Origin of the sequence: Caballeronia sp. DA-9 (assembly GCF_051615025.1) — a bacterium.
GTDB classification, from domain to species: Bacteria; Pseudomonadota; Gammaproteobacteria; order Burkholderiales; family Burkholderiaceae; genus Caballeronia; species Caballeronia sordidicola.
In genome coordinates, this window is sequence record NZ_CP195131.1 from 397,181 (window position 1) to 416,669 (window position 19,489).

Below are 19,489 nucleotides of genomic sequence, written 5' to 3' on the forward strand. Positions count from 1 at the left end.
ACTACCCGCGCATGGCGCGCTCAAGCACCCTGAAGACGCGCGGGTCGCCGCATTGCGCCACGTTAAACCGCAGAAAACGGCTGGCGGATTGCGCCACGCTGAATGCATTGCCCGGCGCAAGCACCACGTTCTCGACCAGCGCGCGCCGGGCGACGTCCGCCGCGTCTATTCCCGCCGGCAATGCGCACCAGAGAAACATGCCGCCACGCGGCTCAATCCACGGCTTGATACCAAGCGCATCCAGCCTGGCGCTCACCGGTCCCATGGAACGGGACAGGCGTTCGCGCACCCCTTCCATATGCTTGCGATATGCGCCGTCTTTCAGCACGCTCAACACGAGTTCCGACGAAAGCCGTCCACTGCTGAACGACGTACCGATCTTCAGGTCGACCAAGCCTTCAATCCAGTCGTGGCGCGCCGCGATAAACCCGCAACGCATCGCAGCCGAAAGGCTCTTGGAAAAGCTGCCGATATGGACGACCCGGTCGAGGCCGTCGAACGCCGCGAGCCGGGGAGACGGCTCATGCTCGAAGTCGCCGAAAATATCGTCTTCGATAATCGTCAGCCCGGCCTGATCGGCGAGCTTGAGCAGGCGATGCGCGACTACAGGCGAAAGTGTCGCCCCTGTCGGGTTGTGCAGCGCCGAGTTCGTGATGTAAAGACGCGGCCGATGCTCGGCCAGCGCTTGTGCGAACAGGGTTACGTCGGGTCCTGCGGGCGTGTAGGGCACGCTGACGATTTTCACCCGATGTGCCCGCAGCAGCGCGAGGAAGTTGAAATAACAAGGGTCGTCGACGAGTACCATATCGCCTGGTTCCAGCAGGAAGCGGCAGAGCAGATCGATCGCCTGCGTGCCGGATTCGGTGAGCATGATCTGGTCGGGCGCGGCTTCTATCCCGCGCTCCGCCATGCGCCGCGCGAGCAGGTGCCGAAGCGCCGGAAGCCCGAGCGACGTGGCGTAATCGGCAAGCATGGCGACGTCCGCGCGTGCGGCGGTTCGCAAGGCGCGGCGGATTCCGGTCTCCGGCAGCCACGATCCGGGCAGCCAGCCGCAGCCGGCTTTCAGGGTGTCATCGGCGGCATCCAGCGACTGGCGCGACACCCAGAACGGATCGACCGCGCGATCCAGAAGCGGACCGAGTTCTGTCAGCGAAAGCGGCGGCAAATGGCTCGTGACGTAAAAGCCCGAACCGCGACGCGACTGGATGACCCCGTCGGCCGCAAGCCGGTCATACGCCTCGACCACCGTGGATTTCGATACCCGCAGCGTCTCCGCCAGACCGCGAATGGACGGCAGGCGTGCGCCCGCTGCGAGCGTGCGGCCGGAGATCCGCTGCTGAATCGCCTGCATCACCCGTTCAACGAGCGTGCCGGCTTCGGCTTGTGTAGTGTCTTCCATGTGTACTGGTTTGCGATCAGGACAGTTTGGGTGAACTGTAATGCACTGTCTCTGGAAAAGCCACGCATCTTCGCCCGATACTGCTGGCTTGAATCCAGAAAGGTACGGGAATGAACAAGACGGACAAGGCAGCAAGCGGCTGGACGAACGGCTTCCTCGGCATGCTGATCTTCAGCGGATCGCTTCCCGCTACGCGTCTTGCGATTGCGGGCTTCGACCCGCTGTTTTTGACCGTGGCGCGTGCGTGCATAGCGGGCGCGCTTGGGCTTGCGCTCTTGCTGGTATTTCGCGAAAAGCGGCCGGAGCGCCATGACCTGATACCGCTGGCTGTCGTGGCGTCCGGCGTGGTCATCGGTTTTCCGTTGCTGACCGCGCTCGCGCTCAAGCACATCACGGCGGCGCATTCGGTGGTCTTCGTGGCAGTGTTGCCGCTCACCACCGCGATCTTCGGCGTCGTGCGCGGCGGCGAGCGGCCGCGCCCGGCGTTCTGGCTTTTTTCAGGTCTGGGCGCGGCGCTTGTTGCAGGTTTTGCGCTGATGCAGGGCCAAGGGGCGTCGTCTATTGGCGACGGATTGATGATCGGCGCCGTGATCGTCTGCGGCCTTGGCTACGCGGAAGGTGCGCGGCTCTCGCGCAAGCTCGGCGGCTGGCAGGTCATATCGTGGGCGTTGGTCATGTCGCTGCCCGTGATGGTCCCGGCCGCCCTGGCGACCTTGCCCGTATCGTGGGCCGGAATCAGCGAATCCGCGTGGTGGGGGCTCGCCTACGTGTCTTTGTTCAGCATGCTGATCGGCTTTGTGTTCTGGTATCGCGGGCTCGCTCAGGGCGGCATTGCCGCTGTCGGCCAGCTTCAATTGCTTCAACCCTTTTTCGGGCTGTTGCTCGCGGCAACCCTGCTTCATGAACCGGTTGGCTGGTCGATGGTGGCCGTCGCCACCGCCGTGGTTTTGTGCGTTGTCGGAGCGAAGCGGTTTGCGCGGCCGGTCGCGCTTGTGGCGGCGCGCTGAGCGAAAATGTGCGCGCAAGGCGCCGGGCTCACCGTGCTGCCGTGTCCGCCTGGAGACACCACGCAGGGTATTCGCGGCATCGAACTGAGTGAAACGCCGCCGGGACGCGACGTGTGGTTTGAATATCATCCGACTTGCGCCGGCCTGCAAGATTGCGGGCGTTGCTCGATCTGATTACCCGCAGGCTGGCGAATCTGTGACCGTGATTGTGAGCCGGTTATGCACGCCAATTATCCCGGCATTGATGCGGAACATTACGATAAGTCCTCAGTCCCAGCGTTAATGAAGCATTTTCAACGTAGCGCTGATTTCCGATTATCGGAACACCGGTTCTTATGCTTTAATGGCGGCAATGCGGCGCTGTTGATGCGCGTCGCCGAATAAACGCGTACACTTGGCTCCGCTGCCACGAAGAGGCGAGAAGTCGTCCTGCGGCTTTCCTGGTCTTTTCCTCTGCTGACATTTCCCGGCACGCACCTCATCTCAGGTTCGCGGCCAAATCGGGGCAGGATACTGAATCAACGCTGTTGAAGCCCAAACTGGATTTCCTGTTTATCCGATTGCATTGGCTCATTGTATCGGCTCATTGCAGCGGAGCAGTCCGGCTATCCTCGATGGTGGTTATGCAATCGCATTCGGGAATGCTGCACCCAAAGAACATCAACGCGCTTTTGAAGACTCACTTTTATAATGCAAACTGAAATGCCCACTCTCAAAGAACTGCTTGCGCAGCGCGAAGCGCTGCAGAATCAATTGGAAGTTGCGCGGCAACGTCAGGCGGAAATCGTCCTCGCGGAAATAGTCGCGAAAATGGGCGAATACAAGATTTCGCTGTCCGAGTTGATGGGACACAACGTTCCGGCAAAGGCGCAAGTCTCGGCGGCCGTGCCTAAATATCGCGATGCCGTTACTGGCGCGACGTGGTCAGGACGCGGGCGTGCGCCGCACTGGATTGCCGACAAGAACCGCGCGGATTACCTGGTAAGCGCGTAAGAGCGTTTCCTGGCTGAACGTGATTGCTCGCTTCATTGCGAGCAGACGGTCATCGGCTCCATGAATGAGACTTGCCAGCGATGGCGATTACATAGCGGCAAAGCGTCCGAATCCGGCTATCGTCCATTTTCATTGCGTTTGCTCCATCCAAACGCATGGATGATATTCAACGGCGCAGCACTGCAAATCGATGCACAGAGTTGTCCGGGCATGGGCAAATCGAATACGTACCACGGCTCGCGCGCGGCCAGTTCATGGGTATGTCTTTCAACAAATAGCGATACCCGCGCACTGTCTATGGAAGAGCGATATCCCGCGGCGCTCAACATGCTGTTGTCGCGCGCGCGTTGTCTTCCGAACGCTACGGCACTGAAGCCATTGGAGCCATTGGAGCCATCGGAAATCGGCGGATTAGTGTCGTCGGAGTCCGACCGGAACGACGGCAGCGATGTACCCAGTCCAACATGCGTCGCGCTGATGCCGAGCATGATCCACACGCCCGCATAGCCAATATCCGCGCAAAGAACTGCGTCGCTTCCCGTGGCCTGCGCAAGCAAGCGGCCTTTCGTGTCGTCACGCAGATCGACGGTATCCGGCGCGCAGTCCAGTAGCCGCGCCACCGCAAGCCTGAGCACGGCACGACTCGATATATAGCGGTAGCGCAGTGCCGGACTTGGCAGCAAGGCCGCCCGGCGTGTCTCGTCCTGAGTCAGCCAGGTTGCGGCATCGTGCGCGCTGATGCGCTGCCATTGACTTCGAAACCGGAATACGAAGACCTCGCCGCGCGCAGGCACGCATGGATCGATCGACAATGTTTCGTTCATGCGCAATGGCACGAACTGTGGCGGCGGACTGTGATCGGCTCGCTTTATCGGCGCGGTGTCATCACGGCTTCGCTCCGCGCACGGTGTGTCACTTGGAACAGGGCTTGCCATATGGGTACCGGTTATGCGCTCGCCTCGAACCACTCGGTGACATAGGCTTCGCTGGGAGGGCGCTCGACTGCGCGCACGCCTTGGGGCGGCGTGCCGACAAACAGGAATCCGAGCAAGCGGTCGTTGTCGGCAAGGCCTAGCGCGCGATGCATTCCCAGCTCGTAACTGTCCGCGCCGGTCGCCCAGAAGCCGCCGAAACCCATCGCGTGGACGGCGTTCAGCATGTTCATGGCAGCCGCGCCGACTGCCAGCAGTTGCTCGACTTCAGGCACCTTGGTCCGGGTCGTGACCGATGCCACCATCGCGATCACCACGGGCGCGGCCAGTGCCCGGCTGCGGCGGTGTTCGTGCGCTGAACGGGGCTCGCCGGGTGAGCGGGAGGACGCCAGATCCACCAGCACTTCGCCGAGTTTCAGCCGGGCGTCGCCACGAATCAGGACGAACCGCCACGGACGCAAACCGCCATGGTCGGGCGCGCGCAGGGCGGTATCGAAGATCTGCCCGAGCTGTGTGTCGTCAGGCGCGGGTTCGCTGAGCGGCCAGTGAGACTGGCGCGTCATCAATACACGCAACGCATCGGCGCCAGCCGGAATCATGGTTTCCATAGGAATGTCCAGATTTTCCAAAGGCATCCATGATCGCTAAATTCGCCGCTAATTGCAAATGATTCTCAATACCATGAATTTGTCGTGACAAGCCTTTATACTTCCCGTTTCCTTTTTGCCTCCTTTTAATTGCTCTGGCCGATGCTTATTTCGCCGATTCCGATTGCCAACCAGGGACGCTGGCCCTCGGATGTCGAGTTGTGGCGCTTGGATGTGGACCTGAGGCAAGACACGGACGCCATCAGCCGCTTTCTCAGCCCAAGCGAGCGCGAGCGGATGGGGCGTTACAAGCGGATCGAGGACCGTTTGCGGTTTGCGGCCGCGCGTTCGGGCTTGCGCGAAATTCTCGGCACACACGTGCGCCGCGATCCTGCGCAGCTTGAGTTCAGGGCGGGCGCTTATGGCCGGCCATCGCTCGTCGCGTATCCGCACGTCTCCTTCAACGTGTCGCACTCGGGCGAGCGCGTCCTGATTGCTGTATCGATGCAACGGGCCGTCGGCGTTGATATTGAAGAAGCGAATCAGGCGCTCGACTGGCGAGCGCTATTGGGGATCGTATGCGTGAAAGAAGAAGCGCTGAAAATAAGGAATGTGCGCGATTTTTACCAGTGCTGGACCGCTAAGGAAGCATTGCTGAAAGCAACCGGCGCGGGCATTGGCAGCGGCGACGGATTGAAGTCCATCGATTTGGCGAACAGCCGGATTCCGGAAGGATTAGGTTTCGCGTGGCTCGATGATTTCGATGGTTATGCCGCCGCCGTAGCGTTCAGCGTTCGAGCCGATTCCAATGCGCTGTGATATGTTGAAGCACCGGTTGAGCCGTCAACCTCTTTATAGCCAACACGCATTTCTATGTCGCTAGCAATCCAGCGCAGTACCGCCCCAAAAGCCGCGCAATACGAAGAACTGCTTGCGCAGGCCCGCTCGCTTCTAAGCGATGAAACCGATCGCATTGCCAACGCCGCGAATTTTTCGGCGCTCGTTTATCACACGTTGCCGGACTTGAACTGGAGCGGCTTTTATTTCTTCGACGGCGTCGAACTTGTCGTGGGTCCATTCCAGGGAAAACCGGCCTGCGTTCGCATAGCGCTTGGCAAAGGCGTCTGCGGAACAGCAGCACAAACGCGCGAGACGCAGGTCGTTCGCGACGTCCACGACTTTCCCGGACACATTGCGTGCGACTCGGCATCGCAATCGGAAATCGTGGTGCCGTTGATCGCAAAGGACGGAACGCTCGCCGGCGTGTGGGACGTTGACAGCCCCATTGTGAATCGCTTCGATGCCGACGACGCCCGTGGCATGGAAGCGCTTTGCCGTGTGTTCATGGAGCTCGCATGGGCTTGATTGCCCCCGTGCGCTGATTACGTTTCGAGTTCGTCGAACCGTTTCCACCGGTACACGGCGGCCGAGATAAGCCAGCTCGCTGCAAACACGGCAATGATCACGTAGCCGATCATGCCGAAGTTATCGTTGAGACTGCCGATCGCGTTCCAGAACCACCCGCTGAGTTGCAGCTTGTCCGCAAGCAGTCCCAGCCCCTCGATACTTCCCACCAGCAGCGCGACGACCACGGAGATCGTGGTAATGGTGATGTTGTAATAGAGCTTGCGGATAGGCTTGACGAAAGCCCAGCCGTACGCGCCGAGCATCAGGATACTGTCGGTTGTATCGATCAGCGTCATGCCTGCGGTGAACAGCACGGGAAACACGACGATCGACCAGATCGGCAGGCCTTGCGACGCACCTGCGGCGGAAATGCCAAGCAGGCCGACTTCGGTGGCGGTATCAAACCCGAGGCCGAAAAGAAAGCCAAGCAGGTACATATGGCGGCTTTTCGTAATCAGGCGAAAGAGCGGCCTGAAAATACGGGCGAGAAAACCGCGGTTCGCGAGCAGCAAGTCGAAGTCTTCTTCCGCATAAGGTTCGCCACGGCGCACGCGACGAAATGCGCCGATCACCGCGCGCAAAATAACCAGATTCATGATCGCGATGGCGAACAGGAAGAACGTGGAAACCAGCGTGCCGATCAGCCCGCCAATCTCCTTGAATTCCGTCATTCGCGTTTGCAGCGCCATGGCGGTTGCTGCAATTGCCACCGACGCCAGCACCACAACAGTCGAATGTCCCAGCGAGAACATCAAGCCTACGGTGATAGGGCGCTTGCCGTCCTGCATGAGCTTGCGCGTGACATTGTCGATGGCCGCAATATGGTCGGCGTCAACCGCATGACGCAAGCCGAAAGAGTATGCAAGCAGGCTCGTTCCGAGCAGCAGGGGATAGTTGTGGAATGCGATGAAGGCCCAAATCCAGGCACTTACGTTGAAGGCAATCAGTAAGGCATAAATGCTGATGATCTTTTGGCGCATGGGGCCTTGTTCGTCGCCGAAGACTGCCTTTATCAGGGCTTGCATTGATTTTCCGTCGTTGATTTTTTTGAATGCTGGATCGAATGTAGACCTGACTGACCACGATCGCGTTCAAATGATAGCGTGCCAAAATTCTATCGCCTGAATAGTGGATAGCGGCCGCTTCGATGAGACTTTTGACCCGCGTAAGACGTTAAGCCCAGCCTTCACCATCGGGGAAATGAAAACGCTCGAGCGAATCCGCGTGCATTTCAATGCTGTAGCCAGCCGATGCCGGCGGCATATATCGGCCGTTGCGAATCACGACCGGACTGACGAAATGTTCATGCAGATGATCGACGTATTCGAGCACGCGATTCTCGAGAGACGCCGAGACGCAGACATAGTCGAATATAGAAATATGCTGGACGTACTCGCATAAGCCCACGCCGCCCGCATGCGGGCATACTGGCACGCCGAACTTCGCCGCCATGAGCAATACCACGATCACTTCGTTCAGGCCGCCCAGCCGGCAACTGTCGATCTGACAAAAATCGATGGCCCCTGCCTGCAGCAATTGCTTGAACATCACGCGGTTCTGGCAATGCTCGCCGGTGGCAACGCCAATGGGTGCAATCCGGCGGCGGATGGTGGCGTGGCCGAGGATATCGTCAGGGCTCGTGGGCTCTTCGATCCACCACGGATCGAACTCGGCCAGGCGGCGCATGTTCGCAACGGCTTGATCGACATCCCATACCTGATTGGCGTCCATCATCAGTTTGCGATCGGCGCCGATCTCGTCGCGAAGAATGCGTGCACGACGAATATCTTCTTCTATGTCGCCGCCCACCTTCTGCTTGAAATGTGTCCATCCCTGCGCCACGCCTTCGCGCGCGAGCCGGCGGATCTTGTCGTCGTCATAGCCAAGCCAGCCCGCCGATGTGGTGTAAGCCGGATAGCCCTGAGCCAGCATTTCCTGCTCGCGTTCGGCACGTGTTGCCGCGTGGCGGCGCAGGATTGCGAGCGCTTCCTCGGGCGTGAGCGCGTCCGTGACGTAACGGAAGTCGAGGCAGCGCACCAGTTCCTCGGGGTTCATGTCAACGAGCAATTTCCATACAGGTTTCTGCGCGGATTTCGCCCACAGGTCCCAGACTGCATTGACGACCGCGGCCGTCGCGAGATGGATTGCGCCTTTGTCCGGGCCGATCCATCGCAATTGACTGTCCGACGTAAAGGCGCGCCAGAACGCGCCCATGTTTGCGGTGATGTCCTCGATCTTCTTGCCGATGATCAGCGGCGCAAGCGCATTGACCGCGGCTACGCAGATTTCATTGCCACGTCCGATGGTGAACGTGAGGCCATGGCCCGACAGATGCGCGGGCGAGTCGGTTTCGAGGATGACGTAGGTGGCGGAATAGTCCGGCGCGGCGTTCATTGCGTCGGAGCCGTCGAGCGATCGCGAGGTCGGAAAGCGAATGTCCCTGACAGACAGATTCGTGATCGTGGTCATCTGAACACCTCCGTGCAATGGCAAGTTAGGCTCAGTAGAAACCCGGGCACGACGCTTGAACGTTGCAAGGCTTTTTGCAGCGCCTCGATCAAGCGCACCCGCTGAGTCTGGTTGCTGGCATGCTAGCACGCGATGCGCCGGTGGTATCGAAGGCCAATGGGTGTTGCCTCAAGCTTCCTGGATAGCCCTCGCTAAAGTAATCGCGCGCTCAGGACATGCGGTGACGCACAAGCCGCATGCGCGGCACGCGTTTGCGTTGGGCGTATAGGCGACTTTCATTCCATGTACGCGCAGCTTGAGTTTATTCAACGGCCCCATGCGGGCATAGTCCGCTGTGTCGATGCGGCGAATCAGGAACACGTCTTCCGGGCAGACCACGGCACAGTCGGCCTTGCCTTCGCAACGCTTCAGGTTCACCACCGGTACGATAACGCCGGGCGCCTGCTTGCAGGCAGCGGGGGACCCTAATCCGGCCCCGGCCCCGGATGTGGACGCGTGTTCGACGCTCATACACTGTCAGCCTGACGCGGCTTGCGAACTGAACACCGGTTGTTCTTGAATTGCTCGCGCTCTTCAGGCGTCATTCGTTCCCAGCGCCGCCATTCCCGCCGTCCACGCCAGCCTCCGCCGTGTCCCCGGAAACCGCCGAACAATATCCGGCTCAATACCAGAAGGCCCAGTGCATGCGGAAAATCAATCAGACGGCCGCCAACGAATAACGCCGGAACGACCCAGTTCCACAAGGTCATGACCAGCCATCCCAAAGCAGCGACGGCGATCAATGCCAAAACTATCTTGGCCAATATCTTCAATCGGAAATTCATCTGTTTTCTCCTTAAATATCCAGGTCGTCATACACAGGCTGCAAGCGCGTGCGCAAATGCAGCACCGCATAACGCTTGCGAGCAAGCAAGGTGTTGATGCTCACGCCGGTTTCCGACGCAAGCTCTTTAAAGCCGCGCCCTTCCAGTTCGTGGGCGATGAAAATGTCGCGTTGATTTGGCGGAAGCTCGTCGATGGCTTCCTGCAACGCCGCGAGCAGCACGGATCGCGCATAGGCCGCTTCGGGACCGCCGTCCTGCGCCGGGAGCACGAGATCCAGCCGGTATTCGTCGTCGGCTTCGTCGCCGGTCTCACTCAGCGGCTGCTCTCTTTTCTTGCGAAAACGGTCGATGATGCGATTGCGCGCCACCCGGAACAGCCACGCGCTGACCTGTTCTATAGGCTCGGGCAGCCGGTACGCCTGGACGAATTCATGCAGCACATCCTGCAGGATGTCTTCGGCGTCGCTGGGATCGCGCACACGGCGCCGGATAAAATTTCCGAGCTTCGAGCGCTCACGCAAGACGGTTGCGGTGATCTCGTTGTCGCTTTCGATGATGTTCGGGCCCAGAGGCTTCGGCGGTTCCATACGCCTGGTGACGATCCACAAACGGGAATATTGTGGCGGAACGAAAAAAAGCGGCGGCGCGGCCGCTTTACAGGAAAGAGTAGACGGTTTGCGAGCGAAGCGGGGAGAGGGAATTTGAAACGGCCGCGCGCCTCGATGGCGCGCGCCGTAAAGTCTGACTAACTCGCGAGTTTCCTGAAGGTTTCCAGCACCGCGTCGCCCTTGAAGGGCTTGACGATCCAGCCCTTGACTCCGGCGGCCTTCCCGCGTTCCTTCATGGCGGGGCTGCTTTCGGTTGTCAGCATGATGACGTTCACCGTCTTGTTTGCAAGCTCGCCGCGGATTTTTTCGACCATTGTCAGGCCGTCCATGTTCGGCATGTTGACGTCGCTGATCACGAGCTTGATGCCGGGGCTCGACTTCAGTTTAGCGAGTCCGTCGCGACCGTCGACAGCGGTATCGACATCGAGGCCATTCTTTCGCAAGAAACCGGCGACCTCGTCGCGCACGGTGCTCGAGTCATCCACTACGAGAATTTTCGACATGATATTTTCCTTTCTTTCCTCTAATGCAAATCGGAGCGGACTTGCTCGCTGGCCCTTAGAACAATTCGAGCTCGCCGCTGGTTTCCTCGGCCATGTTCACATCGGCGATAAAGTCGACAGGCGCATGCGCGCAAACACAAACGGTTGCCCCAAGCTTTACCGATCCGTCGATGGTGATGGCGTAAGACGCAAGATAGTCAGGCTTTAACTCCTCAAGATAAGAGAGGCAGCGGGCGCTCAATACATAGGGTGTGGACATGCCGAGATCCGGGAAGTATCGAAGCAGCTCCTGGTTCATCGCGCCACAGCAGAGATTGCAGGTTTCGAGCAATGCGTCGCGTAGCGACCCTTCCTCTACGTCCTTGACGAAATAGCCGCGTGTGGGTTCATCTTCGTCGAAATGAAATACCAGCAAGATTCGAAACTGGATGGATGAAATAGTAAGGAAAACGACATTTGAATCCCGCACGTTCATTGAGTTCTCGTCTCGCGCGAGCAGGACGATGTCGCAGGTATCCTCCGCTTCCTGAGGCAGCCTTGACCGGACCGCCTTCATGAAAAGACCTTCAATGCTCGCCTGTGCGTTGCTGCTGATCATGTTGCTGCCTGATGCCTAGTGAAGCCTTGATTGAAATTGATCCGCGAGCACTTCCACGCTGCTCAGCGACGCCGTGATCATCTTTCCGCCCGCCTGGATATCCTGGAACGTCGCGGTGGTGGTCAGGTCGTTGCGATGCAGGCTGTCGCGGTAGCTGCGCGACAACTCTTCCGAGCGCGCCGCGAGCGTGCGCACTTCGCCTGCCACGACGGCGAAACCGCGTCCCGCCGCGCCCGCGCGAGCCGCTTCTATTGAAGCGTTGAGCGAGACGATCACTACATGCTTGACGATGGATGACAGCTCGTGATTCTTCGCGTGCATGTCCTGGTTCTGCGCCATGAGCGAGATCATCTGTTCGTGCCATCGCTCGAAAGTGGAGGCGAGCGCCTTGAGCCTCGACGCTTCGTCGGCTATTCGCTTTGCGTGATCGAGCCACTGATCCTTGTCGTCGATGGCCGCCGCGAGCGCTGCACGGTGTTCTTCCGAAATCGCGGATTGTCGTGCGAGATCATCGCGCAGTTGCGCAAGCTCCGCTTCGAGCACGCGGCATTCTTCATCGCGCTGGTCAGCCGATGCGCTCAGGCGCGCGAGCTCTTCCATTTGCGACTTGACCCGGGCCGCGTCTCCGGATTGAAGACGCGCAGCCTGCTTGACGATGTACAACTTGTGCAAGGACCAGGCACCGGCGGCGGTTACCGCACAACCTGCCAGTGCGGCCAGGAGATACTGTTCAATCACGATTCATCCTTCAGGGTGCGGTTCAGGCGGTGACAGCGTCGCTTTCGTGGTGAGCGCGTGACAAGGCGCTGCGCACCAGAATGCTGTCCGGCAGGCTCACGACTGTCTGGAACTGGCGGAATGCGGCGCCCGTGCGACTATCGGTGAAGCGCAGTTCGATACTGCCGTTCTCGCGCTTGAGAAAATCGCGCACGGCGTCCATGCCCATACCGCGACCCGATACTTCCGTCACCTTCTCGGCGGTGGAAAAGCCTGGACGGAAAATCAGATCGGCAATCGCTTCGTCGCTGGGTGTTTCGTCCGCGCCGATCCAGCCGCGCTCCACTGCAATGTTGCGAATGTGGCCAAGGGCGAGTCCGCGGCCGTCATCGCTCAACGTGATTTGAAGCGTATCCGTGTCGACGCTCATTTCAATTTCTATGGTGCCGCTGGATGCCTTGCCTTGCGACGTACGAACGTCCGGCGTTTCGAGCCCATGGTCCACCGAATTGCGCAGCAGATGCATGAATACGTTCTTCAGTGCGCCGCTGGCCTGACTGCGCAGCCTATGATCGTTGTCGCGAATGCGAACTACCGGTGCATCCTTGCCAAGTTCCTTTGCAAGTGACGGCAATGAATCCAGCACGCCTGCGAGCACCTCGCCAATGCTTTCAGTGCCGAGCAAACGCAGCGTCTGATGCATCGCGTCGCGCATGGCGATCAGGTCGGCGGGGTTGCCGAGATTAACGGCCTCGAGTTGACGCAGGCTTGCCTGGATATGCTCGATATCCACCGTCAGATAGCGCTCCGCATTGCTGCCGCGCCCCGGCCCCTTGCGGCCTAGACTCACCTCGTTGATATGCGCGTAGCGCTCGATCACATCGCGCACGCGTGCAAGCTCCTGAGCCAGGCCTTCCTGATCCCATTCCTGCGCGGCGTCGTCGCGGCGCAGCGCATCGTAGCTCTGCTCCGTCTCGTGCACGACGTCGGTCAGGTACTGAAGGCTATAAGTCCGCGCGTTACCCTTGATGGTGTGCATGTTGCGGAACAGTTCGGCGATTGCCGCGCCATTGGCCTGACGATGTTCGCGGATGATCCGCTCGTTCTCGCTCACGAAGCCCGCTGAACTCTCGATGAACTGATGGAACTTCTCCTGATTGACCGCGAGAATCTCGCCGATCATTTCGAGCTGGCGCTTTTGTTCGCTTGTTTCAGCCGCGAGTTGACGCAGTTCGGTTACGTCGCGCACGCACAACATGAGGCGCACTATGATGTCTGTCTCGTCCGTGATGGCCGACCAGCTCAAATCGAGAATCTTGACGCGGCCATCGGCCATGCGCTTAGCGGTCTCGCGCACGAGCAGATGCTGGTTGAATTCGAAGTTGATGCTGTCTTCTCCGAGGCAGGCGTTGATTGCCGCATCGACTTGCGATCGTGCATCCACGCCAAGATCGGTATTGGTGAACACCAGGTCCATCAACTCTCGTCCGGCGATCTCGTTGGTCTCGAAGATGGCTTCGAGATGCGCCGAATATTCCGCATGAACGGTCGCGCCTTCCACCACGGTCAGTATGCCTTGCTGCATGTTTTGCAGCATTGCCTGGATATCCGCGGTCTTCTGCTTGAGCAACGCGGAGTTCTGCTGGATCTTTTCGATCATGCCGTTGAACGCCACGATGGAATGGCCCACCTCGTCCATGCGTCCCACCGGCACGCGGCGCGTAAAGTCCTGGCTAGAGGCAATCTCGCTCATCATGGCCTGCATGCTGCTGAGCGGTCGCGTGATCTGCCGGTACAGCAATGAACCGATGGTTGTCAGCAGCAAGACTGCTATGCCCGTGACTATGGCTATAGCGGTCGCCGTTGTTGCAAGCGTCTGGTTCAGCGCGGAGATCGCGTCATCTTTCTCGCGGTTCTTCTCCACGCGAAGTGTTTCGACTATGCCTTCGAGCTCGTCCCTGTACTGGGCGACGTTGGCGAACAAGTAGGCTTGAGCAAGCTCGGCCTTTCCTTCAGCCTTCATCTTGGCTGTATCGGCGATTGCCGAGAAATAGTTCTCGAGGCTGTCATTCGCTTGCGAGACCAGACCCACTTGCGCGTGGCTTGCAGCATCTCTTCCCTGCAAGGCAAGCGCCTGTTGCAGCGCGAGCTTCTTCGCCTTCAATTCTTCTTGCGCCTGCGCCACCATGTTGCCGTCGGGCGAATAGACGAGGGTCATGGTTGCCAGTTGCACGTCCTTAACTTGCGAGACCAGATCGGCCGATGCAAGCGCACTGGGAACGACGCCTTCCGTTACCTTCCTGACCTCGGCGGCGCCGGCGCGTGTCTGGTACACGGCATAGCCGCCTATGGCGGATAGCGCGACAAACATCAGGACCACCAATAGCGTGATGCGATGACGAATAGTCATTTGAGAACCCCCGGTCCAAACAGTCTTATCAGGCCTTCACTAAAGACAGGTTGTCTTTGTGAGCGATATGGTTATCTGAAGAGACTCGCATGGTGTGTCTCGAATGTTACCAAGCAGTGACTAAATAGAAGAAAAGCCGGGGTTTGATGAAAAGACTTTTTAGTCAGGGATTATTTTTTGTTTTAAATGGAGAAAATTGGGAGGGCGGTCTAAAGTTTTACGAATGACGGCCGTTAACCACGCGCCGGCTATGGGCCTAAAGGCCGCCGGGATGATTGAGAAAGATGAAACTCATAATAAAGCTTTGAAATCGAAATAGCCAACGTTTGCTTTTAACCACGGAAAATTAGTGACCAATCATCTCGCAATATGCGCGCGATGCATTTAGTGCATGGCTTATAACCTGGATCTAATAATTACCGAAGAAATAGTTGCCCGGATCACGTGTGCAATCCGGCGCTTTACTCTCTGTGATTTGTAATGGTTTATCTTGAACGAATTGAATTGAGGTTTAGCGCTCAACGTGTTTCAAGGCAATGCAGCGCGTTCAAAGTGGTCTTTACCGCTTCGTTCCAGGGTGTGTGCGGTTCTTCACCCAGCACACTCAGCAGCGAAGCATTGTCCATGCGAACGGGCTCTCTCCACAGATATCGCATTTCGCGAAGCTCTCGAAATGTTTCCGAAAATGGAGCGATGACAGGTAAAGCCCACCACGGAAAAGCATAGACCTTGGCATGCGGCCGATCGACGGCGTGTTTGATCGCGCTGATCATGCGGGTGCCGTCGCTGTCCCAATGTCCCTGCATGTGATAAGTGGCGAACGCAGGAAGCGTGTGTTCTCGTTCTACCAGCCGCACCATTGTTTGCGCTACGTCCGGCACGTAGGCCCACTGATGTCCAGTGCCGCGTTTGCCCGGATAGAACAGGGTTCGCACCGGCTTACCCGGCTTCACCAGTCCGCTTGAGAACCAGCTATTGCCCGTACTGCCCGGTCCAAAGAAATCGCCTGCACGGACGACAAGACTGCGCACGCCATTTTCCGTCGCGTCCTTTAAGCGTCGCTCTAGTTCAACACGGATTGCACCCTTGCGCGTGACCGGATTCTGAGGCGACGTTTCGGTGAGCAATGGCAGCGCGTCGGGTCCGTAGTTATAGAGTGTGCCAGGCAGAAGAATTCTCGCACCTGAGGCTTGCGCCGCCGCGATGGTGTTGTCGATCATGGGCAATACCAGCGCCGCCCAGTTGCGATATCCGGGCGGATTGACCGCATGAACGATGAGCTTTGCGCCGCTCGCGGCCGCGATGACATCGTCGCGATTCATTGCGTCGCCTTGTCGCCATTCGAAACGTTCATCCCGCTGGGTCAAGTGCGCGGGTTCGCGATGCAGCGCGCGCACTTGCCAGCCATGCCTGGAAAGTTGACGCGCCACTTCTCCGCCAATTCCACCCGTGGCGCCCAGCACCAATGCGATCCGTTCGTTGCTCATCTTTGCCCCCTGGTTTTCAATAGCGACAATTCTTGCGCGAATCGTGATTAAATGAAATTGTCGAAATCGATAGATCAGGTATACATTTTTGTATGAACGAATCCGGACTGAGCTGGGATTTTTATCGTACGTTTCTGGACGTGCTGCGAGAAGGTTCGTTGTCCGGCGCGGCGCGCTCGCTAGGGCTTACGCAGCCGACAGTCGGGCGCCACGTGGACGCTCTTGAGGAGGCCCTCGGCTATGCACTTTTTATTCGCACGCAACAGGGTTTAAGTCCGACGCAGGAAGCGCTCGCGTTGCGTCCGTATGCACAGGCACTGGAATCGACTAGCACGGCGTTGCTGCGCGCCGCATCGAGTCAGGGAGCAGGGGTGTGCGGCACCATTCGCATCACGGCGAGCGAGGTGATCACCGTCGAGGTCTTGCCGGCTATCGTGACGGAGTTGCACGCCGCTTATCCTGAACTGACGATCGAGTTGATGTCGTCCAATCGCATCGAGGATTTGCTGCAGCGTGACGCGGATATTGCGGTGCGTATGCAGCGGCCCAGTCAGGGCGTGTTGATCGCACGACGTATGGGAGACGTGGAGCTGGGCATGTACGCACGTAAGGACTACCTGGCGCGGCGTGGCAGACCCTTGCGGATCGGCGAACTGGAAAACCATGCGCTGATCGGTTTCGATAAGGAAACCGCGTTTATCCGTGGTATGAAGACGCAAATGCCGGAATGGCGCCGCGAGCTGCTCGCATTGCGTACGGACAGTGACCTTGCTTCGCTTGCAATGTTGAGGGCAGGATTTGGTATCGGCATTTGTCAGGTTGGTCTTGCCCGGCGCGATCCTGAGCTTGTGCGGCTTTTCCCCAAGCGGGTATCGCTCAAGCTCGATACATGGCTCGCCATGCACAAGGACCTGCGCGATAACCCCAGTTGCAAGATTGCTTTTGCGATCTTGGCTAAGGGACTGGAAAAGTATGTGCGTGGGGCTTAGCGCCCCTTGCGCACTTACTTCGACCCGGCCAGAACGAAGGCGTCGCTGCGGTCGGCAAGCGGCGCAATGGCGAGCAGCGCGTTGTTATTGACGGCGAGTATGCCCGTCAGCGTCCTGTTTGCATAAATGCAAGGCAAACCGCCAAACGTGACCGTGACGTCGTAGACATTCTTCGAACCGTGCGGCGTTGCGGTTCCGGTGAATACGCATCCGCTCGTACCGCGACCCGATACCGCGCCTGAGGCGGCGATCGTGACCGACACGGATTCACCGCCCTTGATCGATCCTGCCTCGGCAGTGTAGGTGCCCGCGATGGCGGCGAGGTTCGGAGCCAGATCGTAGGCCGCGCTGTATTGGGTCGTGAAATTGACTGGCGTGCTGCCTGAAGCGACGGGCGTAATCGTCCCGTTCAAGCTGCTTTGCGCCACGAACGAAAACGCGATGTTCTCAGGCGTCACTATATTTTGAGCAATGACATAGTTGCGCGCATCCGTCGACGTCAACGGGCCATTCGCGCGGCTTGCCGTACCCTGCACAAGACCCAGCGTGTTGGACGTCTGATTTGCGTACACAAAGTAGAACACGCCCGTATCGAGCGCCACGCCGTTCACCACATCGCCCGCCGTGTCGGCGCCTTCATAAAAACCTTGCGCCACGCCGCCGGATGTATCGGGCTGGGCAAAGCTCACCGCTCCGCTGTTGTCGCTGCCACCGCCGCCGCATGCCGAAAGTGTGAGGGCCGTTAGTGCGCAGCAAAATAATCTTGTTTTCATTTGTGAGTGTTCTCGGATAGGTGCGCTAACAACCGGTTGTAAATCTTCTGTATTTTTCGGTCGCTACATTTACCATAAATCGACCGCGATTTCCTCGCTTGTTCGAAGCAAATCACTTGGCGGTTGCACCCGCGGGCGTACCCGTTTTTGGACGGCTTTTTAGCTGCTCGCGGGCTCCAGCGGCCGCTCCACGAGCGTGATTTCACGGGCGCTTCGCGGTGCCTGATAGAAAGGCGTCGTTGCCTTGAGCGCGTTCAGGCGAACTGCGGTTTGACCCAGCAGCCAGCCGGAATATGACCAGAACATCAGCATGGTCGATTGCCACATGAAGTCGTCGGTCAGGTTCTTGGCGAGCATGCCCAGGATCAGCGCGAACCCCGCGCGGAACAGCTGAGGATAAGCGTGGCGTATGGCGAAGAATTGATTGGCAAGGCACGTGAACACGGCAAGCTGGATAAGCAGTCCTATAGCGCCGACCTGTAGCAGCGTATTGAGGAAGATGTTATGCGCATGAGTTCGCACATTGCCATCCAGTTTGACAAGATCGTCCGGAATGACGCTTTCATATGCAAGCGATGGCAACGGCTTGCCAAAGCCAACACCCAACCACGGATGCGCCGGCACCTGACTCAAATAAAACGCCCATATTCTTGGCCGCGCGTCAGATGACATGGCGCGATTTACGCTGCTGGCAATACTTGACCCGGCGAAAACATGCGCTGCGTGCGGCAAGGAGGTTGGGCGGTCGGACGTGCTGGCAGTCACGCGCAAGGCGCTCACCGGAGGAACTGACAACGCCTGCGCCGAATTGGCCGTTGCTGCGTTCGCAGGCAGATCCATGAGCCGCAGCTTGTTGCTGAAGCCGACAGCGGCCAGCGTTGCCACGAGCAGTGTGCCGAGCGCGGTCCATGCGCGCAAGCGGTCGTGCGACGAACGTGGCCAGAGCAGTACCACGGCCACCACGGCGAGCGCGATCCAAAAAAAGCGGTTCAATGTTGCGCCACCAATGACCACGCAAAATGCAATGCCCGTAAGCCCTCGAAATCTCGTATTGGGATCGGAGATCATCGAGGCGAAAAGCGGAATGGCCATGAGCGCAAGCGTGCTCGTATGTCCAACGCGAGCATAAAAGTGCAGGAGACCCGGTTTCGGAATAGCGGGATCCAGGTCGTTGAAGAAGACAACGCTGGCGATCGCCAATATCAGGCAGGCTACCCACACCACTGTTTGTAATCGCCGTTTGTTAAGCGCTTCCTTTCCAATGAACCAGAAGCCGAAGAACCCGGCAAGCGGATAAAAGACTTCGTCGAGCCATGCGCCAAGGGACAATGCATGATCGAAAGACCACGCCGCCGACATTAAAGTCCACAGCGCCCAGGCGCTTAAGGCGATCAACAAGGGTTGCGCGGGCAGCAAGCGCCTGCTTGCTTTGTCTCGCAAAGAGTTAAAGGCGAGCAAAGCGAGAATTGCGATGAGAACGCCCAGGCCAATGTATTTAACTGCGGTCATATGGTCGAACATGACCACGAAAAGCAGCACGGCACACACCGTGGACAGGGCATCCCCGGCCCAAGACTTCAATCTCAGGTTAACCATTGCGATGCCGGATATTTATAAATTAGGGGGAGGCGGCGCGAAATTGTACGACGCGTGTTGACGTTTTGGGTGGTTTGGCAGCGAGATATAGGGATATTTTTACCGGATTACAATTGTCGATCATAAGATCCGGGTTTTCTTACATCTCTTGAGCGAAGTACGGCTTGACCAGATCTTAGAGACCCTAATT

Annotated in this window: 20 protein-coding genes; 5 read left to right on the top strand and 15 right to left on the bottom strand. The window is 58.5% G+C overall.

Annotated features, from left to right (window positions below; translation table 11 throughout):
• Window position 1 precedes the first annotated feature (1 nt).
• Window positions 2–1,399, bottom strand: a complete 1,398-nt coding sequence (locus tag ACRWA7_RS01775) for a PLP-dependent aminotransferase family protein (protein WP_438390803.1) — start codon at window positions 1,397–1,399, stop codon at window positions 2–4.
• A 110-nt stretch (window positions 1,400–1,509) separates the two neighbouring features.
• Here ACRWA7_RS01775 and ACRWA7_RS01780 point away from each other — a divergent pair, with 110 nt between their 5' ends.
• Together ACRWA7_RS01780 and ACRWA7_RS01785 are read left to right on the top strand one after the other, a co-directional pair.
• The gene (locus tag ACRWA7_RS01780) at window positions 1,510–2,406 is read left to right on the top strand and encodes a DMT family transporter (protein WP_438390804.1); all 897 of its coding nucleotides are present in this window, start codon (window positions 1,510–1,512) and stop codon (window positions 2,404–2,406) included.
• A gap of 702 nt (window positions 2,407–3,108) precedes the next feature.
• A complete protein-coding gene (locus ACRWA7_RS01785; protein WP_060856403.1) occupies window positions 3,109–3,399 on the top strand; it encodes an H-NS histone family protein in 291 nt (96 codons plus the stop codon).
• Between the two features lie 116 nt (window positions 3,400–3,515).
• Here the strand turns inward: ACRWA7_RS01785 and ACRWA7_RS01790 are convergent, their stop codons facing one another.
• Complete coding sequence (locus tag ACRWA7_RS01790; protein WP_438390805.1) at window positions 3,516–4,223, bottom strand: hypothetical protein; 708 nt, start codon at window positions 4,221–4,223, stop codon at window positions 3,516–3,518.
• 122 nt (window positions 4,224–4,345) lie between these two features.
• Window positions 4,346–4,939, bottom strand: coding sequence for a nitroreductase family protein (locus ACRWA7_RS01795; RefSeq protein WP_438390806.1), 594 nt, complete (start codon window positions 4,937–4,939; stop codon window positions 4,346–4,348).
• 141 nt (window positions 4,940–5,080) lie between these two features.
• On the opposite strand from ACRWA7_RS01795, the gene ACRWA7_RS01800 reads away from it, so the two are divergent.
• On the top strand, window positions 5,081–5,737 hold the full coding sequence (locus tag ACRWA7_RS01800; RefSeq protein ID WP_438390807.1) for a 4'-phosphopantetheinyl transferase family protein: 657 nt from the start codon (window positions 5,081–5,083) through the stop codon (window positions 5,735–5,737).
• Window positions 5,738–5,791: 54 nt separating this feature from the next.
• Window positions 5,792–6,283 (top strand): GAF domain-containing protein, encoded by a 492-nt coding sequence (locus ACRWA7_RS01805; RefSeq protein ID WP_438390808.1) that lies wholly within the window; start codon window positions 5,792–5,794, stop codon window positions 6,281–6,283.
• Between the two features lie 17 nt (window positions 6,284–6,300).
• Here the strand turns inward: ACRWA7_RS01805 and ACRWA7_RS01810 are convergent, their stop codons facing one another.
• The 10 genes from ACRWA7_RS01810 to ACRWA7_RS01855 all read right to left on the bottom strand — a co-directional run bounded on the left by ACRWA7_RS01810 (window position 6,301) and on the right by ACRWA7_RS01855 (window position 15,941).
• Complete coding sequence (locus ACRWA7_RS01810) at window positions 6,301–7,350, bottom strand: HoxN/HupN/NixA family nickel/cobalt transporter (RefSeq protein WP_438390809.1); 1,050 nt, start codon at window positions 7,348–7,350, stop codon at window positions 6,301–6,303.
• Window positions 7,351–7,498: 148 nt separating this feature from the next.
• Window positions 7,499–8,794, bottom strand: coding sequence for an L-fuconate dehydratase (locus ACRWA7_RS01815; protein ID WP_438390810.1), 1,296 nt, complete (start codon window positions 8,792–8,794; stop codon window positions 7,499–7,501).
• Window positions 8,795–8,962: 168 nt separating this feature from the next.
• The gene (locus ACRWA7_RS01820; protein ID WP_438390811.1) at window positions 8,963–9,304 is read right to left on the bottom strand and encodes a 4Fe-4S binding protein; all 342 of its coding nucleotides are present in this window, start codon (window positions 9,302–9,304) and stop codon (window positions 8,963–8,965) included.
• Complete coding sequence (locus ACRWA7_RS01825) at window positions 9,301–9,618, bottom strand: hypothetical protein (RefSeq protein ID WP_060856395.1); 318 nt, start codon at window positions 9,616–9,618, stop codon at window positions 9,301–9,303. The genes ACRWA7_RS01820 and ACRWA7_RS01825 overlap by 4 nt, the downstream gene beginning before the upstream one ends.
• A gap of 11 nt (window positions 9,619–9,629) precedes the next feature.
• Entirely contained in the window at window positions 9,630–10,205 is a 576-nt protein-coding gene (locus tag ACRWA7_RS01830) for an RNA polymerase sigma factor (RefSeq protein ID WP_438390812.1), read from the bottom strand.
• 158 nt (window positions 10,206–10,363) lie between these two features.
• Window positions 10,364–10,729, bottom strand: coding sequence for a response regulator (locus tag ACRWA7_RS01835; RefSeq protein WP_060856393.1), 366 nt, complete (start codon window positions 10,727–10,729; stop codon window positions 10,364–10,366).
• Window positions 10,730–10,784: 55 nt separating this feature from the next.
• The gene (locus ACRWA7_RS01840; RefSeq protein ID WP_438390813.1) at window positions 10,785–11,327 is read right to left on the bottom strand and encodes a hypothetical protein; all 543 of its coding nucleotides are present in this window, start codon (window positions 11,325–11,327) and stop codon (window positions 10,785–10,787) included.
• A gap of 15 nt (window positions 11,328–11,342) precedes the next feature.
• The gene (locus tag ACRWA7_RS01845) at window positions 11,343–12,065 is read right to left on the bottom strand and encodes a methyl-accepting chemotaxis protein (RefSeq protein WP_060856391.1); all 723 of its coding nucleotides are present in this window, start codon (window positions 12,063–12,065) and stop codon (window positions 11,343–11,345) included.
• A 22-nt stretch (window positions 12,066–12,087) separates the two neighbouring features.
• On the bottom strand, window positions 12,088–14,454 hold the full coding sequence (locus ACRWA7_RS01850; RefSeq protein ID WP_438390814.1) for an ATP-binding protein: 2,367 nt from the start codon (window positions 14,452–14,454) through the stop codon (window positions 12,088–12,090).
• A 518-nt stretch (window positions 14,455–14,972) separates the two neighbouring features.
• Window positions 14,973–15,941, bottom strand: coding sequence for an NAD-dependent epimerase/dehydratase family protein (locus ACRWA7_RS01855; RefSeq protein WP_438390815.1), 969 nt, complete (start codon window positions 15,939–15,941; stop codon window positions 14,973–14,975).
• 92 nt (window positions 15,942–16,033) lie between these two features.
• Here ACRWA7_RS01855 and ACRWA7_RS01860 point away from each other — a divergent pair, with 92 nt between their 5' ends.
• Window positions 16,034–16,930: a LysR family transcriptional regulator gene (locus ACRWA7_RS01860; RefSeq protein ID WP_060856388.1), complete on the top strand. Its 897-nt coding sequence runs from the start codon at window positions 16,034–16,036 to the stop codon at window positions 16,928–16,930.
• A gap of 14 nt (window positions 16,931–16,944) precedes the next feature.
• On the opposite strand, the gene ACRWA7_RS01865 is transcribed toward ACRWA7_RS01860, so the two are convergent.
• On the bottom strand, window positions 16,945–17,703 hold the full coding sequence (locus tag ACRWA7_RS01865) for a hypothetical protein (RefSeq protein WP_438390816.1): 759 nt from the start codon (window positions 17,701–17,703) through the stop codon (window positions 16,945–16,947).
• A gap of 159 nt (window positions 17,704–17,862) precedes the next feature.
• The gene (locus ACRWA7_RS01870; RefSeq protein ID WP_438390817.1) at window positions 17,863–19,101 is read right to left on the bottom strand and encodes an O-antigen ligase family protein; all 1,239 of its coding nucleotides are present in this window, start codon (window positions 19,099–19,101) and stop codon (window positions 17,863–17,865) included.
• Window positions 19,102–19,489: the final 388 nt, after the last annotated feature.